Genomic DNA, 15,448 nt, shown 5'->3' on the forward strand with positions numbered 1-15,448 from the left:
CCGACGAAATCAACGGCAGCACAATAAGCCGCGGCTATTCGCGGCCAGGCAATTTCTTCCAGGTCACTTCATTGCGCAGGTAGGTCGGCTCGGCGTTTTCCACCGCCACCGCATCCCCCCGCAGCCAGGCCTGCAGCGCCAGCGGCAGCATGTCTTCCGCCTGCGGCAGCAGCATCTGGCCATCGCGCAGGATCAGCGAGGATCCGCCGACCAGGTCAGGATAGGTTTGCCAGCCGGTGCCGACGTGGGCCCAGTCGCCCTGCAGGCGTTGAGCGCGTTCCAGCGTCTGCGCCGGCGAAAGCACCGCTTCGCCTTCGCTTTCCAGCCAGCCGCCGTCCGCCCGACGCTCGAATTGCCCCCAGTAGACTTCGCCCATGCGGGCGTCGATGGCCGCCAGCACCCGATCGGCGCCGCCGACCCGCCAGGCGCCCTGCGCCATGGTCTGCAGGGTCGAAATGCCGAGCATCGGCAAGTCGGCGCCCAGCGCCAACCCCTGCGCGATGCCGATGCCGATGCGTACGCCGGTAAAGCTGCCGGGGCCGCGGCCGAAGGCCAGCGCATCGAGCTGGTTTAGCGCCAGGCCGGATTCCGCCAGCACCTGCTGCACCATAGGTAAAATACGTTGCGTATGCTCGCGTGGGCACAGCTCAAACAGGGCGTGGATCTCGCCTTGATTCCAGATGGCGACGGAACAGGCTTCCGTCGCCGTATCGATCGCTAAAATTCGCGTGGACATGCCAACCTCTGGCGGGAATAAAACAGGGTTTTCATACAGGGCGCGCATTGTAGCACAGCCCCGTAAGCCCTTCATCTGTCACGTGGCCGGCGCATTGGCGGCCTTGAGAAAGGCGATCGCCCGGGCGATATCGCGGGTGCGCGGCGTCGGCGGCAGGCTGTTGAGAAACACTTCGCCGTAAGGACGCATCACCAGCCGGTTGTCGCAGATCACCAGCACGCCGCGGTCGTCGGTATCGCGGATCAATCGCCCCACGCCCTGCTTCAGGGTAATGACCGCATCCGGCAGCTGCACGTCGTTGAACGGATCGCCGCCGCGCAGCCGGCAGTCTTCAATCCGCGCTTTCAACAGCGGGTCATCCGGCGAGGTAAACGGCAGTTTATCGATGATCACGCAGGACAAGGCGTCGCCGCGCACGTCCACCCCTTCCCAGAAACTGCTGGTCGCCACCAGCAACGCATTGCCGGCTTCGACAAATTGCGCCAACAGCTGTCCCTTGCTGGTTTCGCCCTGCAACAGCACCGGCAGCGTCATGGTGGCGCGAAACTCTTCGGCCAGCTCGCGCATCATCTGGTGCGAGGTGCACAGGAAAAAGCAGCGGCCGTTGTTGGCTTCGATCAGCGGCCGCAGCATGCGCGCCAGCTGGCGCGCGCCGCCGGGCTGATTCGGCGAAGGCAAAAAGCGCGGCACGCACAGCAGCGCCTGCCTGGCGTAGTCGAACGGGCTTGGCAACAGCAGCGTTTTTGCCTTGGTCAACCCCAGGCGTTCGGTAAAATGCCCCAACTGCTCGTTGACCGACAGCGTGGCCGAGGTAAAGATCCAACTGCCCGGCTTCTCGTCCAGCAGCTCGCGGAAGCGATCGGCCACCGTCAACGGCGTCAGCGCCAGCACAAAGTGGCGAGAATTGCACTCATACCAGTAGCTGTAGCCCGGTTCGGTGACCTCTTTCAACCGCTTTAGCCGCGCGCGGTACAGCGTGGCGCGCTCAAAGGCGGCGTCCAGCAGCGCCGAACGCCCCAGCGACAGCTTGACCACGTCGTAACACAGTTCGAGCGCGTCATCGAGCAGCAGCAGCGCGCGCTGCACGTTAGGCTGGCCGAGCACGTCGCGCAGATTGCCGCGAAACCCCGGCTCGCCCAGCATCAGGCGGAAATCCTGGGTGCTCTGGCTCAGGCGATCGGCGCTTTTTTGCAGCTGCGCGGAATCGCGCACTTCGGTGCGGTAAGCGATGGTGATGTCTTTCGCCAGGTCCAGCAGCTGGCGGCTGGTGAGCTGTTTGCCGAAATACTGGCTGGCGATGTCGGGAATTTGATGCGCTTCATCGAAGATCATCACGTCGGCTTCGGGGATCAGTTCGGCAAAGCCGCCCTCCTTGACCACCATGTCCGCCAAAAACAGGTGGTGGTTCACCACCACCACGTCGGCATCCATGGCGCGCCGGCGCGCCTTGACCACGAAGCAATCCTTATACAGCGGGCAATCGCTGCCCAGGCAGTTGTCATTGGTGCTGGTCACCAGCGGCCAAACGAAGCTGTCTTCCGCCACGTCGCTGCAGCTGCTGATATCGCCTTCTTTGGTCTGCGACGACCATTTGCGCAGGTGCACCAGGTCGATCAGCGTCTGCCCGGCCAGCTCGCCGCCGGCCATCGACTGCTGCTCCAGCCGCTCCAGGCACAGGTAGTTGGAGCGCCCCTTCAGCAGCGCCATCTTGCCTTTGTAGTTCAGCGCCTTGGCGATGGTCGGCAGGTCGCGCGCATACAGCTGGTCCTGCAGGGCCTTCGAGCCGGTGGAGATAATCACTTTACGATCGGCGCGCAGCGCCGGCGCCAGATAGGCGAAGGTTTTGCCGGTGCCGGTTCCCGCTTCCACCACCAGCTCTTGCTTGAAGTTGATCGCCTCGGTGACCGCTTCCGCCATCAGCCGCTGCGGCTCACGCGGTTTGAATCCCTTGATTGCCTGCGCCAATGCGCCGTCTGTTGCAAAATCGTCTGTCACGCTATCTCTCTGCCGGTGTAATTCAGCGTTGATTATGCCAAGCCTGCCACGCCGCTACCACCGACTTTATCGCCGCGCATTTCCGCCGCCGGCTGTGATACCCTTAGCGGGACTATGATATGGAGATAAGCAAATGAATATCGAACGAATTGATCCCGATCAGCGCTGGTCCGAGGCCGTAGTGCACAACGACACCGTTTACTACACCAGCGTGCCGGAAAACCTGGATGACGACGCCACCGCCCAGACCGCCAACGCGCTGGCCGCCATCGACGTGCTGCTGGCGCGGGTCGGATCGGACAAGAGCCGCATTCTGGACGCTACCCTCTTCCTGGCCGACGCCGCCGACTTCGCCGCCATGAACGCCGCCTGGGATGCCTGGGTGGTCGCCGGCAGCGCGCCGGTGCGCTGCACCGTGCAGGCGAAACTGATGAACCCGAAGTACAAGGTTGAAATCAAAATTATCGCCGCGGTCTAAAAAAGAAAAACCGCGGGCGTCGCCGCCTGCGGTTTTGTCGGTTTAACCGGCGCCGGTTAAGCCAGTTTGATGATCACCATACCCGCCAGCAACAGCGCCAGACCTATCCAGCCTTTGGCGTTCAGCCGCTGTCCGAACAGGATCCAGCCGGCGGCGATGGTCGCCGCAATGCCGAAACCGCCCCACAGCGCATAGGCCACCGACAGATCGATGCCCTTAACCGCCTGCGCCAGGGCGCTGAACGCCCCCAGCACCGAGGCCAACGACAGCAGGCCCAGCCAGATTTTACGGAAGCCGTCCGACATTTTCAGAAAAACGTTGGCGACGATTTCCAACACGATCGCCAACGCCAGGAACCCGATGTGGTACAACTCAAGCTGTTGCATGGTTGTCACCTCGCGGGTTTACCTGTTTTCGCGCCTTGCGGGTGCCGGATTTCACCAGCATGATGCCGGCGATCAGCGTCGCCAGGCCCAACACCTTCAGCGCCGAGATTGGCTCGTCGAACCACAGCACGCTGAACAGCGTGATGAACAAGATGCCGATACCTTCCCACAGCGCGTAAGCCACGCCCAGGGCCACGCGTTTTACCGCCATCGACAGCATCACATAAGACGCGGTAATCATTACGTACATGACGATGTGTCCGGTCATGCCGCCGCTGACGCTGGCGTATTTCATCGACAGGGTACCGATAATTTCGGCCACGATGGCCAAGCCTAAAAAGATCCAGTAAATCATGATTTTTCTCCCAAACTGCGAATAACGCACGCTAAGGCGTATTTATCCCGATTTATCTCGTCTGACAGGCGCGGCAAGGCGCTGAAGACGCAGAGATCCCTGGGGATAAACTGACCCGAACGCAATAAAAAGGTTTGCCCGGCTACGCGGAATGACGAAGGGCTGTGCCTGTCATCGACGCCGGTTAAGGGAGAAAGACGCTATAGCTCGCTGCACCAGTGATGCTCACTGGCAAGGATGGCAGAAAGGAAAAGCTGGCAAGTAGAGGTTCTGAGGGTAGTTCCGTTAAGTTTCATCATAATTATTCTCTATTCTCAGCCGCACACCGTGCGATTTGCCCAATATCCTCATAAAAGTAAAATTTTCAACTGCGATATTTGTACCATAGCAAAAATAAGAAAGCAAACTGCCGTTTTCACAAAAATCAGAAAAAAACGGGTTAAAAATAATAAAGTTAAGGAATTTAAAAATAAAAAAAGGTTCAACAAGCCGTTGAACCTCGGTGTCTTCGGGGCTGGGCAAACAATCGCCAACCCCAGGCTCGGCGCGGGTTACAGCGCAGCGCCCTCGACGGCGCTGCGCGCCAGTTCGCTGATGCGCGCATAGTCGCCGCTCTCCAGCGCGTCGGCCGGCACCAGCCAGGAGCCGCCGATGCACAGCACGCTCTTCAGCGCCAGGTAATCACGGTAATTGTTTGGCGTAATGCCGCCGGTCGGGCAGAAACGCACCTGCGGGAACGGGCCGCCGATCGCCTGCAGCGCTTTCACGCCGCCGTTGGCTTCCGCCGGGAAGAACTTGAACTCGCGCAGGCCGTGGTCCAGACCCAGCATCAGTTCGGAAACGGTGCTGATGCCCGGGATCAGAGGGATCGAGCCGGCGGTCGCCGCCTGCAGCAGGTCGAGGGTCAGGCCGGGGCTGATGGCGAACTGCGCGCCGGCCTCGGTCACTTCCCTCAGCTGCTGCGGATTGATCACCGTGCCGGCGCCGATGATCGCCTCCGGCACCTCCTGGGCGATGGCGCGGATGGCGTCCAGCCCACAGGGGGTGCGCAGCGTCACTTCCAGCACCCGCACGCCGCCGGCGACCAGCGCCTTGGCCAACGGCACCGCCTGCTCCAGCTTGTTGATCACAATGACCGGAACCACCGGGCCTGAGGTCAGGATCTGTTCTGCACTGGTTTTCCAGTTTTTCATCGTCGTGTCTTCTCCATTACTTACGGTTTTAATCTGGCACGCCCCTGCCACAGGGCCCCGCGCGTTAGCGCAGGCGTCCGGCCGCACCCCAAGTGATGTTGTCCCCGCTTGTCGCGGGCAAAAAAAAAGCCGGCAGACAGGCTGCCGGCGGTAAGCGTTACTCGAATTCGTTCCAGGAACGGCCGTCGCGGGTGATCATCGCCACGGAAGCCACCGGGCCCCAGGTGCCGGCCTGGTATGGCTTAGGCGCTTCGTTGTCCGCTTTCCAGGCGTCCATGATGGAGTCGACCCACTTCCAGGCCTCTTCCACTTCGTCGCGGCGCACGAACAGCGCCTGAATGCCGCGCATGGTTTCCAGCAGCAGGCGCTCGTAGGCGTCCGCCACGTGCTCCTGGTTGAAGGTTTCCGAGAAGCTCAGGTCCAGCTTGGTGGTTTGCAGACGGTGCTTGTGGTCCAACCCCGGCACCTTGTTCAGCACCTGGATCTCGATGCCTTCATCCGGCTGCAGGCGAATGGTCAGCTTGTTCTGCGGCAGCTGCTGATAAGAGTCGCTGAACAGGTTGAGCGGCGGGTTCTTGAAGTACACCACCACTTCCGAACATTTGGTCGGCAGACGTTTGCCGGTGCGCAGGTAGAACGGCACCCCGGCCCACTGCCAGTTGTCGATATCCACGCGAATGGACACGAAGGTTTCGGTGCTGCTGCTTTTGTTCGCCCCTTCCTCTTCCAGATAACCCGGCACCTTTTTACCCTGCACGAAGCCGGCGGTATATTGGCCGCGCACCGTGGTCTCGCGCACATTGGTTTGATCGATGCGACGCAGCGAGCGCAGCACTTTCACCTTTTCGTCGCGGATGCGGTCGGTGGTCAGGTCCGCCGGCGGCGACATGGCGATCATGGTCAAAATTTGCAGCAGGTGGTTCTGGATCATGTCGCGCATCTGGCCGGCCTGGTCAAAGTAACCCCAGCGGCCTTCGATGCCCACCTCTTCCGCCACGGTGATCTGCACGGAATCGATGGTGCGGTTGTCCCAGTTGGAGGCGAACAGCGAGTTGGCGAAGCGCAGCGCCAGCAGGTTCAGTACCGTCTCTTTACCGAGGTAATGGTCGATGCGGTAAACCTGGGATTCGTTGAAATACTCCGCCACCTGATCGTTGATCACGCGGGAGGACGCCAGATCGGTGCCCAGCGGTTTTTCCATCACCACGCGCGCCGGCTCGTGGTTCAGCCTGGCTTCGCCCAGCCCTTTGCAGATGGCGCCGAAGGTGCTTGGCGGCATCGCGAAATAGTTGATGGTGGTGCGATGCTTCTGATCCAGCATTTTGCCGAGCCTGGTGAAGTTCTTGCTGTCGTTCACATCGAGGTTGCAGAAGTCCAGACGCGCGCTCAGCGTCGCCCAGAGTTCGTCATCCAGCTTTTCCTTCATGAAGGTGCCAAGCGCTTCCTTGACCACCTCGGTGTAGGCTTTCTTATCCCACTCGGCGCGGCCGACGCCGATGATGCGCGTATCCGGGTGGATATGGCCGGCTTTTTCTAATTGGTACAGGGAAGGCAGCAGCTTCCGACGCGCCAAATCGCCTTTCGCGCCGAAAATAACCAGGTCACACGCCTGGGCTGTAGAGGTTACCGCCATGTTCATCTCCTCGTTGCAGGATATTTGTAATTTTCTTACATTACTAATGTACTCTCTTTGACTACGGCCAGTAAACCCGGATCAAAAAGCCCTAAAGATCTCAGTGTTAAGCGCCCCCCGGCCGGATGCCGCCCGAAGCGCCAAAAACTGTAACTTTCCGTCTTTTTTGGCGTTCCATTACCATTATGAAAGTTAGACACAGGTCATATTCTGGTGAAAAAAGCCTGCATACGCCCTGTCGATACTGCCAACGGTTACCAGCACGTAGTATATTTTCACTAAACCGGCATTGATTTCTCCTTTGATTGAAATCGACAAAACCCATGAGTGACTCCCGTTATATGAATACGCTGGAAAAAATCCAGAGCCATCTGGAGCTCCTGAGCAAATCTGAAAGGAAAGTCGCCGAGGTGATCCTGGCCTCCCCGCAGACCGCCATCCACTCCAGCATCGCCACGCTGGCTCGCATGGCCGACGTGAGCGAGCCAACCGTCAATCGCTTTTGTCGCCGCCTGGAGACCAAAGGCTTCCCCGATTTCAAACTGCACCTTGCCCAAAGCCTGGCTAACGGCACCCCCTACGTAAACCGCAACGTAGAGGAAGATGACAGCGTCGATTCCTATACCAGTAAAATCTTCGAATCGGTCATGGCCAGCCTGGATACAGTAAAGGCAAATTTGGATATTGCCGCAATCAATCGTGCGGTTGACCTGCTCACCCAGGCGAAAAAGATCTCTTTCTTCGGTCTGGGCGCCTCGGCGGCGGTGGCTCACGACGCGATGAACAAATTTTTCCGCTTTAACATCCCGGTGGTGTATTTCGACGATATCGTGATGCAGCGCATGAGCTGCATGAACTCCGGCGAAGGCGACGTGGTGGTGCTCATTTCCCACACCGGCCGCACCAAGAACCTGGTGGAAATGGCGCATCTGGCGCGTGAAAACGACGCCACGGTGATCGCCATTACCTCGCGCGATACGCCTTTGGCGCAGGCGGCCACCCTCGCCCTGCTGCTCGACGTGCCGGAAGATACCGACGTTTATATGCCGATGGTGTCGCGGATCGCGCAATTAACGCTCATTGACGTGCTGGCCACCGGATTTACCTTGCGCAGAGGGGCTAAATTCAGAGATAACTTGAAGCGGGTCAAGGAAGCGCTCAAAGAATCGCGCTTTGATAAGGGCGTGATGATCCCCAACAGTTTTGACTCGTAACCCAGTGAAAAAAAGCTGCCGTCCGTCCTGATTTGAACGACAGCGAGAGAGGCAGTACCCTGTTAAACGCTCATGCGGGTAACCCGAGTGAAACATCGGTGTAGTAAAATTACATTTCACTCCTGGTTTCGTTATCCGACGTTATCGCAACACCATTATTTGCTTCACCAGTCAACGGAGTAATACATGTCCAGACGGCTCAGAAGAACCAAAATTGTTACCACCCTGGGTCCGGCTACTGACCGCGACAATAATCTGGAAAAGATCATTGCCGCCGGCGCTAACGTAGTTCGGCTCAACTTTTCCCATGGCAGCGCCGAAGACCATCAGGCTCGCGCTGACAAAGTCCGCGAGATAGCGGCTAAATTGGGGCGTCACGTCGCGATCCTGGGCGATCTGCAAGGGCCGAAAATCCGCGTATCCACCTTCAAGGAAGGCAAAATCTTCCTCAACGTGGGCGATAAATTCCTGCTCGATGCCAACCTGTCCAAAGGCGAAGGCGATAAAGAAAAAGTCGGTATCGACTATAAAGGCCTGCCTGCCGACGTGGTGCCGGGCGACGTGCTGCTGCTCGACGATGGCCGCGTGCAGTTGAAGGTGCTCGAAGTGCAGGGCATGAAAGTGTTTACCGAAGTCACCGTGGGCGGTCCGCTGTCCAACAACAAGGGCATCAACAAACTGGGCGGCGGCCTGTCTGCCGAAGCCCTGACCGAAAAAGACAAGGCCGACATCGTCACCGCCGCCAAGATTGGCGTCGACTACCTGGCGGTCTCCTTCCCGCGCACCGGCGAAGACCTGAATTATGCGCGCCGCCTGGCGCGCGACGCCGGCTGCAACGCCAAAATCGTTTCCAAGGTTGAACGCGCCGAAGCGGTATGCAGCGACGAAGCGATGGACGACATCATCCTGGCGTCTGACGTGGTGATGGTGGCCCGAGGCGATCTGGGCGTCGAAATCGGCGATCCGGAGCTGGTCGGCATCCAGAAAAAGCTGATCCGCCGCGCCCGCACGCTGAACCGCGCCGTGATCACCGCCACCCAGATGATGGAGTCGATGATCACCAACCCGATGCCGACCCGCGCCGAAGTGATGGACGTGGCGAACGCCGTGCTGGACGGCACCGACGCCGTCATGCTGTCGGCGGAAACCGCGGCCGGCCAGTACCCGGCGGAAACCGTCGCGGCGATGGCCCGCGTTTGCCTGGGCGCAGAGAAAATCCCGAGCATCAACGTCTCCAAACACCGCCTGGACGTGCAGTTCGACAACATTGAAGAGGCGATCGCCATGTCTTCGATGTACGCCGCCAACCACCTGAAAGGCGTCACCGCGCTGATCGCCATGACCGAGTCCGGCCGCACCGCGCTGATGATGTCGCGCATCAGCTCCGGCCTGCCGATCTTCGCCATGTCGCGCCATGAGCACACGCTGAACCTGACGGCGCTGTACCGCGGCGTAACGCCGGTGTACTTCGACAGCCACAACGACGGCGTGGTCGCCGCCAATGACGCCGTCAATCGCCTGCGCGACAAAGGCTTCCTGGTTTCCGGCGATTTGGTGATCGTCACCCAGGGCGACGTGATGGAAACCGTCGGCACCACCAATACCAGCCGCATCCTGCGCGTCGAATAATCGCCGCCGGAAATGCTAAAAAGCCAGTCGGTTAACGCCGACTGGCTTTTTTTATCGCTTCAGCCACGCCATCCTGCGTGACGCTAGCGGTACAGATCGTCGCGCGAATAAGGTTCCGTCTCCCCTTCCTTGCGCGTTTTCAGCAGCTTCAGGATCCAGGTGTACTGTTCCGGATTCGGCCCCACCAGGTTTTCCACCTCTTCGTTCATGCGGCGCGCGATGCGCGGATCGTCAGCCTCGGCCAAATCGTCCATCGGCGCGCGGATGTAGATATTCAGCATGCTGGTTTTGCCGTCATACACCGGGAACAGCGGCACTATCGCGGCGCGACAGACCTTCATCAGGCGGCCTACCGCCGGCAGCGTGGCCTTGTAGGTCGCGAAGAAATCAACGAACTCGCTGTGCTCGGCGCCGTGATCCTGATCGGGCAGATAATAGCCCCAGTATCCCTGGCGTACCGAACTGATAAACGGCTTGATGCCGTCATTGCGCGCGTGCATGCGGCCGCCGAATTTACGGCGCACGGCGTTCCACAGATAGTCGACCAACGGGTTGCGCTGATTATGGAACATCGCCGCCATCGGCTGGCCGCGGGCGGCCATCAGCATCGCGGGCACGTCCACCGCCCAGCCGTGCGGCACCAGGAAGATGACGTTGCGCCCTTCCGCGCGGATGTTGTCCAGCACCTCTTCACCGTGCCAGCGCACGCGCTTCAGCACCTTTTCCGGCCTGGTGCAGGCCAGTTCGGCCATCAGCACCATCGACTGCGGCGCGCAGGCGAACATCTGGTCAATAATATGCTCGCGTTCGCTTTCCGGCACTTCCGGCAGGCAGTACAGCAGGTTGATGCGCGCGCGGCGGCGGGCGCCCTTGGCGAGTTTGCCGGCCAGCGTGCCGACGGCGCCCAGCACCGGGTCGCGCAGGCGCGCAGGCACCAGCGAAATGCCGGCCATCAGGCCGGTTCCCAGCCATACGCCCCAGTAGCGCGGGTGGAAAAAGGCCTTCTGAAATTGCGGAATGAACTCTACGTTCGATTTTTTCTGGTTTTGCATGCACAAGCTCTTAACTTAGCGGTTCGCTAATAATAATTGCAGCAGATGAATTTGCAATTACCTCCGCGAAGCGCCCATATAAAACGCCATCGGCCCGAAATCAGGCCGATGGGATCACTGGCGCCGGGGCGCCTGGACGACGGGATCAATCCAGCTGCAGCTGCGGAACCACTTCCTTCACCTGCGCCAGATAATCGCTGCGATCCTTGCCGCTCAGGCCCTCGGAACGCGGCAACTTCGCCGTCAGCGGGTTCACCGCCTGTTGGTTGGTCCAGAGTTCAAAGTGCAGATGCGGCCCGGTGGAGCGGCCGGTGTTGCCCGACAGCGCGATGCGGTCACCGCGCTTCACCTTCTGACCCGGCTTGACCAGCAGCTTTTTCAGGTGCATATAGCGCGTGGTGTACTGGCGGCCATGACGGATCGCCACATAGTTGCCGGCGGCGCCGCTGCGTTTGGCGATCAGCACTTCACCGTCGCCCACCGCCAGCACCGGCGTACCGACCGGCATCGCGAAGTCGACGCCCTTATGCGGCGCAATGCGGCCGGTCACCGGGTTGACCCGGCGCGGATTGAAGTTGGAGGAAATGCGGAACTGCTTCATGGTCGGGAAACGCATAAAGCCGCGCGCCAGGCCGGAACCCTGGCGGTCATAGAATTTGCCGTCTTCGGCGCGGATGGCGTAGTAATCCTTGCCGCCGGTGCGCATGCGCACGCCCAGCAGCTGGCTTTGCGAACGCTTGCCGTCAAAATGCTCGCGCGACATCAACACCGCGAACTGGTCGCCTTTGCGCAGCTTGCGGAAGTCCAGCTGCCACTGCAGCGCCTTGATCACCGCATTGATTTCAGAACGGTTCAGGCCGGCGTCGCCGGCGCTGCTGACGAAGCTGCCGTTGAGGCGGCCGCTGACCACGCTGTTTTTCCATTCGCCCTGCTGCGATTCCTGCGACTCTTTGAAGCTGTTGCCGACGCGATCGTAGGTGCGGGTTTCCCGGCGGGAAACCTCCCAGGTCAGCTGTTGCAGATCGCCGGCGTCGTTCACCGTCCACGACAGCTGCTGACCGATTTTCAGGTTACGCAGATCGCGGTTTTGCGAAGCCAGCAGCGTGACGTCCGACATATCGATGCCGTACTGGGTCAGAATGCTGCCGAGGGTATCGCCGGTGGAAACCACATATTCATGCACGCCTTCTTCACCGGCGCCTTTCTGGTCCAGTTCATCCTGAGGGATTTCATCATCGGGGGTGGCCTGATCGGCGTCGATCGGTTCGCTGGCTTCGGGCAGCAAGGAGCGCAACTGGCTGGATTCTAATTCGACGTTCTTGACGATGGGGTTATGTTCTGGGTGATAAACAAAAGGCCGCCAGACGGCGACGGCCAATGTAACCACTGTCAGCGACCCCAGCATGACGCGGTGGGGCCGTGGCAGGTTGTTATACGCCAGAGCGATAGTTCGGACTATCTGCTGCACTCGATATTATCCTCATAAGCTTTACTTCAGGCAGCTCACGTACTGGTTTGACAGCGCTGTCAGGAATTTCCCGTAGCTGTCCTTCCCCAGTGCGATGCCCGTGCCCAACGGGTCCAGCGTTCCGGAACGCGCAGTGGTACCCTTGGCGACGGCATTGATTACGGCCGGCCTGAATTGTGGCTCAGCAAAAACGCATACCGCTTTCTGCTCAACCAACTGTGTTCGAATTTGGTGTAAGCGCTGTGCTCCAGGCTGAATTTCGGGGTTAACGGTGAAATGCCCCAACGGGCTCAAACCGAAGCGTTTTTCAAAATAGCCGTAAGCATCATGAAAAACAAAATAACCCCTACCTTGCACAGGCTTAAGCATGTTACCAACATTTTTGTCAGTTTGCGTCAGCAGATTCTCGAACTGGCGCAGGTTTGCGTCTAATTTGTCCTTATTTTGCGGCATAAGTTCCAATAATCTGTCGTGAATCGCGATCGCGGTCACTTTAGCCACATCCGGAGACAGCCAAACGTGCATATTATATTCACCGTGATGGTGCTCGTCACCGTCATCATGATCGGCATGATTATGCGCATCGGCTGCATGTTCATGGTCATGCTGGCCTCCATCGTCCTTCATCAGCAGCGGCTTCACCGCCGGCAACTCGCTGATGGCCAGTTGGCGATTAGCCGGCAGCGGCGACAGCGCCTTGGTCAAAAAGGCTTCCATATCCGGCCCGACCCACAGCACCAGATCGGCGGCGCGCAGGCGCTGCAGATCGGACGGACGCAGCGCGAAATCGTGCGGAGAAGCGCCGTCCGGCAACAGCACCTCGGTCGGCGTGACGCCATCGGCGATGGCCGAGGCGATAAAGCCCAGCGGGCGAATTGAGGTCACCACCGCAGCGGAAGCGCTGCTCAGCGGGCCGGTCATCAACAAAGCGCTGGCCAGCAGCGTGCGCTGCAGCCATTTATTTTTCTGTGCCATCATCAGTAATCCCATCGTTTTCGTCAGCGAGGCGTGATATTATAACATTCGGTTAGTTCTGCAAAATGTAATCACGAGATGTCCACACTGATAACGCTAAAAAATATCTCCGTCACCTTCGGCAACCGCAAGGTGTTGTCGAATATTTCGCTCAGCCTGCAGCCGGGCCGTATTTTGACGCTGCTCGGCCCAAACGGCGCGGGTAAATCCACCTTGGTGCGCGTAGTGCTGGGGCTGATCTCCCCTTCCGAAGGCGCGCTGGAACGCGAGCCGGGCCTGCGCATTGGCTACGTGCCGCAAAAACTGCATCTTGACGCCACGCTGCCGCTGACCGTCAGCCGCTTTATGCGCCTCAAGCCCGGCGTCAAAAAGGCCGACATCCTGCCGGCGCTGAAGCGCGTGCAGGCGGCCCACCTGCTCGATCAGCCGATGCAAAAATTGTCCGGCGGCGAAAACCAGCGGGTGCTGCTGGCGCGCGCGCTGCTCAACAAGCCGCAGCTGCTGGTGCTGGACGAACCCACCCAGGGCGTGGACGTCAACGGCCAGCTGGCGCTGTACGATCTAATCGACCAACTGCGCAAGGAACTGGGCTGCGCGGTGCTGATGGTCTCCCACGATCTGCATTTGGTGATGGCGAAAACCGACGAAGTGCTGTGCCTCAACCAGCATATCTGTTGCTCCGGCGCGCCTGAGGTGGTCTCGATGCACCCTGAGTTCATCGCCATGTTCGGCAACCGCGGCGCGGAGCAGCTGGCGGTCTATCGCCACCATCACAACCATCGTCACGACCTGCAGGGAAGAATTGTGTTGAAGAAAACCGGGAGTGGCGAGGCATGATCGAACTATTGTTGCCGGGCTGGTTGGCGGGCGTGTTGTTGGCCGGCGCGGCCGGGCCGCTCGGCTCATTCGTGGTCTGGCGCCGGATGTCTTACTTCGGCGATACCCTGGCGCACGCCTCTTTGCTCGGCGTGGCCTTCGGCCTGCTGCTGGACGTCAATCCGTTCTATGCGGTGATTGCCGTCACGCTGTTGCTGGCACTGGCGCTGGTGTGGCTCGAACGCCGCCCGCAGCTTTCGGTAGACACCCTGCTCGGCATCATGGCGCACAGCGCGCTGTCGCTCGGCCTGGTGGTGGTGGCGCTGATGTCCAACGTGCGGGTCGATCTGATGGCCTATCTGTTCGGCGACCTGCTGTCGGTTACCCTGAGCGACATCGTCATGATCGCCGGCGGCGTGGCGGTGGTGCTGCTGGTGCTATGGTGGCAATGGCGTGATCTGCTGTCGATGACCATCAGCCCGGAGCTGGCGCACGTCGACGGCGTCAACCTGGCGCGCGCGCGCACCGTGCTGATGCTGGTCACCGCCCTGACCATCGGTCTGGCGATGAAGTTCGTCGGCGCGCTGATCATCACTTCGCTGCTGATTATTCCCGCCGCCACCGCCCGTCGCTTTGCGCGCACGCCGGAACAGATGGCCGGCGTCGCGGTGCTGATCGGCATGCTGGCGGTCACCGGCGGGCTGACCTTCTCGGCGTTTTACGACACGCCGGCCGGGCCTTCGGTGGTGTTGAGCGCCGCGCTGCTGTTTGTGCTGAGCCTGTTTCGCCAACAGCAGGCCTGATCCTGCCGGGTGATATGACAAGGGCCGCATCAGCGGTAATGCTTGTCAGTTAGCGTTTTCTGCAGGCGTCCGTGAAATTTTCGGTCGATAAAGGGGAGATGCGCCATGAGGATCCCGCGCCTCGACCGAGCAAGGGACCGTGGGCGCGGTCCCTTGCAACCCGCGCCTTTGCCCTATCAGACGGTTGGCTGTGCCAACTCCCCTCTCTCCGTCCCGTCGCATCACGGCCGGCTACGACAGGCGTCCCTGCCTGTCTCGCCTGAAACCGCCGTCCTTGGCGGTTTCGCCTATGCGCCGCTCCTGCGTTCGGCGTCTTCAAGGGCACCTAACATCGTGCTCATCCCATCATTTTCACTGTCTTCCATAACGCAATATCAAACGGAGGGGACAAGTTGCCCGGTGGCTGCAGATTCGGGTGTTGACCTTGGGCGCGCATCGCCGGCTGCCGAGCAAGACGGCGTTGTCAGGGGCAACCGGCCAGGGAAGGCCGGTTGAGGCGAGACTAACAGGGACGTTTGTCGTAGCCGACCCGCCCGACAACGCAGGCGCGGCGAGGACAAATCTGCCGGGAGCAGATTTGAACGCTGCTTGCAGCGGCCCCGAAGGGGCGAGGCCCAGGACGGGCCGAGTAATTCCCGCAGGGCAGACGGTGTTAAGCGAAGGCGCGGGTGGAGGGGCCGCGCCTTCGGCCCCTCCAATTGCCGTACATTGCGGT

Annotated in this window: 14 protein-coding genes; 5 read left to right on the forward strand and 9 right to left on the reverse strand. The window is 60.2% G+C overall.

Annotated features, from left to right (window positions below; all coding sequences use genetic code 11):
• Positions 1-34 precede the first annotated feature (34 nt).
• Together tsaB and D7I37_RS22030 are read right to left on the reverse strand one after the other, a co-directional pair.
• On the reverse strand, positions 35-736 hold the full coding sequence (gene tsaB / locus D7I37_RS22025; protein ID WP_129544355.1) for a tRNA (adenosine(37)-N6)-threonylcarbamoyltransferase complex dimerization subunit type 1 TsaB: 702 nt from the start codon (positions 734-736) through the stop codon (positions 35-37).
• Between the two features lie 78 nt (positions 737-814).
• Positions 815-2,731, reverse strand: coding sequence for an ATP-dependent DNA helicase (locus tag D7I37_RS22030; protein WP_095097861.1), 1,917 nt, complete (start codon positions 2,729-2,731; stop codon positions 815-817).
• 133 nt (positions 2,732-2,864) lie between these two features.
• Between D7I37_RS22030 and D7I37_RS22035 the strand changes: the two genes are divergently transcribed.
• Positions 2,865-3,209 carry a RidA family protein gene (locus D7I37_RS22035; protein WP_061794538.1) on the forward strand — a complete coding sequence of 115 codons (345 nt, stop codon included), beginning with the start codon at positions 2,865-2,867 and terminating at the stop codon, positions 3,207-3,209.
• Positions 3,210-3,265: 56 nt separating this feature from the next.
• Here D7I37_RS22035 and mdtI read toward each other — a convergent pair whose 3' ends face one another.
• The 4 genes from mdtI to zwf form a co-directional block, all read right to left on the reverse strand.
• Positions 3,266-3,595 carry a multidrug/spermidine efflux SMR transporter subunit MdtI gene (gene mdtI, locus D7I37_RS22040; protein ID WP_061794539.1) on the reverse strand — a complete coding sequence of 110 codons (330 nt, stop codon included), beginning with the start codon at positions 3,593-3,595 and terminating at the stop codon, positions 3,266-3,268.
• The gene (gene mdtJ / locus D7I37_RS22045; protein WP_061794540.1) at positions 3,582-3,950 is read right to left on the reverse strand and encodes a multidrug/spermidine efflux SMR transporter subunit MdtJ; all 369 of its coding nucleotides are present in this window, start codon (positions 3,948-3,950) and stop codon (positions 3,582-3,584) included. The genes mdtI and mdtJ overlap by 14 nt, the downstream gene beginning before the upstream one ends.
• Before the next feature lie 551 nt (positions 3,951-4,501).
• The gene (locus tag D7I37_RS22050) at positions 4,502-5,143 is read right to left on the reverse strand and encodes a bifunctional 4-hydroxy-2-oxoglutarate aldolase/2-dehydro-3-deoxy-phosphogluconate aldolase (protein ID WP_061794541.1); all 642 of its coding nucleotides are present in this window, start codon (positions 5,141-5,143) and stop codon (positions 4,502-4,504) included.
• Positions 5,144-5,300: 157 nt separating this feature from the next.
• Positions 5,301-6,776 (reverse strand): glucose-6-phosphate dehydrogenase, encoded by a 1,476-nt coding sequence (gene zwf / locus D7I37_RS22055; protein WP_061794542.1) that lies wholly within the window; start codon positions 6,774-6,776, stop codon positions 5,301-5,303.
• A gap of 341 nt (positions 6,777-7,117) precedes the next feature.
• On the opposite strand from zwf, the gene D7I37_RS22060 reads away from it, so the two are divergent.
• Positions 7,118-7,990: a MurR/RpiR family transcriptional regulator gene (locus D7I37_RS22060; protein ID WP_061794543.1), complete on the forward strand. Its 873-nt coding sequence runs from the start codon at positions 7,118-7,120 to the stop codon at positions 7,988-7,990.
• A 186-nt stretch (positions 7,991-8,176) separates the two neighbouring features.
• Positions 8,177-9,619, forward strand: coding sequence for a pyruvate kinase (gene pyk / locus D7I37_RS22065; protein ID WP_061794544.1), 1,443 nt, complete (start codon positions 8,177-8,179; stop codon positions 9,617-9,619).
• An 83-nt stretch (positions 9,620-9,702) separates the two neighbouring features.
• On the opposite strand, the gene lpxM is transcribed toward pyk, so the two are convergent.
• From lpxM to znuA, 3 genes are all read right to left on the reverse strand, one after another.
• Positions 9,703-10,671 (reverse strand): lauroyl-Kdo(2)-lipid IV(A) myristoyltransferase, encoded by a 969-nt coding sequence (lpxM, locus tag D7I37_RS22070; protein ID WP_095100154.1) that lies wholly within the window; start codon positions 10,669-10,671, stop codon positions 9,703-9,705.
• Between the two features lie 145 nt (positions 10,672-10,816).
• Positions 10,817-12,139 carry a murein DD-endopeptidase MepM gene (gene mepM / locus D7I37_RS22075; protein ID WP_061794546.1) on the reverse strand — a complete coding sequence of 441 codons (1,323 nt, stop codon included), beginning with the start codon at positions 12,137-12,139 and terminating at the stop codon, positions 10,817-10,819.
• Positions 12,140-12,160: 21 nt separating this feature from the next.
• Entirely contained in the window at positions 12,161-13,114 is a 954-nt protein-coding gene (gene znuA, locus D7I37_RS22080; protein ID WP_061794764.1) for a zinc ABC transporter substrate-binding protein ZnuA, read from the reverse strand.
• Between the two features lie 78 nt (positions 13,115-13,192).
• Here znuA and znuC point away from each other — a divergent pair, with 78 nt between their 5' ends.
• Positions 13,193-13,951 carry a zinc ABC transporter ATP-binding protein ZnuC gene (gene znuC, locus D7I37_RS22085; RefSeq protein WP_061794547.1) on the forward strand — a complete coding sequence of 253 codons (759 nt, stop codon included), beginning with the start codon at positions 13,193-13,195 and terminating at the stop codon, positions 13,949-13,951.
• Entirely contained in the window at positions 13,948-14,733 is a 786-nt protein-coding gene (gene znuB / locus D7I37_RS22090; protein ID WP_061794548.1) for a zinc ABC transporter permease subunit ZnuB, read from the forward strand. The genes znuC and znuB overlap by 4 nt, the downstream gene beginning before the upstream one ends.
• The last annotated feature ends 715 nt before the right edge of the window (positions 14,734-15,448 follow it).

This window comes from Serratia sp. 1D1416 (assembly GCF_003641105.1).
Classification (GTDB): domain Bacteria; phylum Pseudomonadota; class Gammaproteobacteria; order Enterobacterales; family Enterobacteriaceae; genus Serratia; species Serratia ficaria.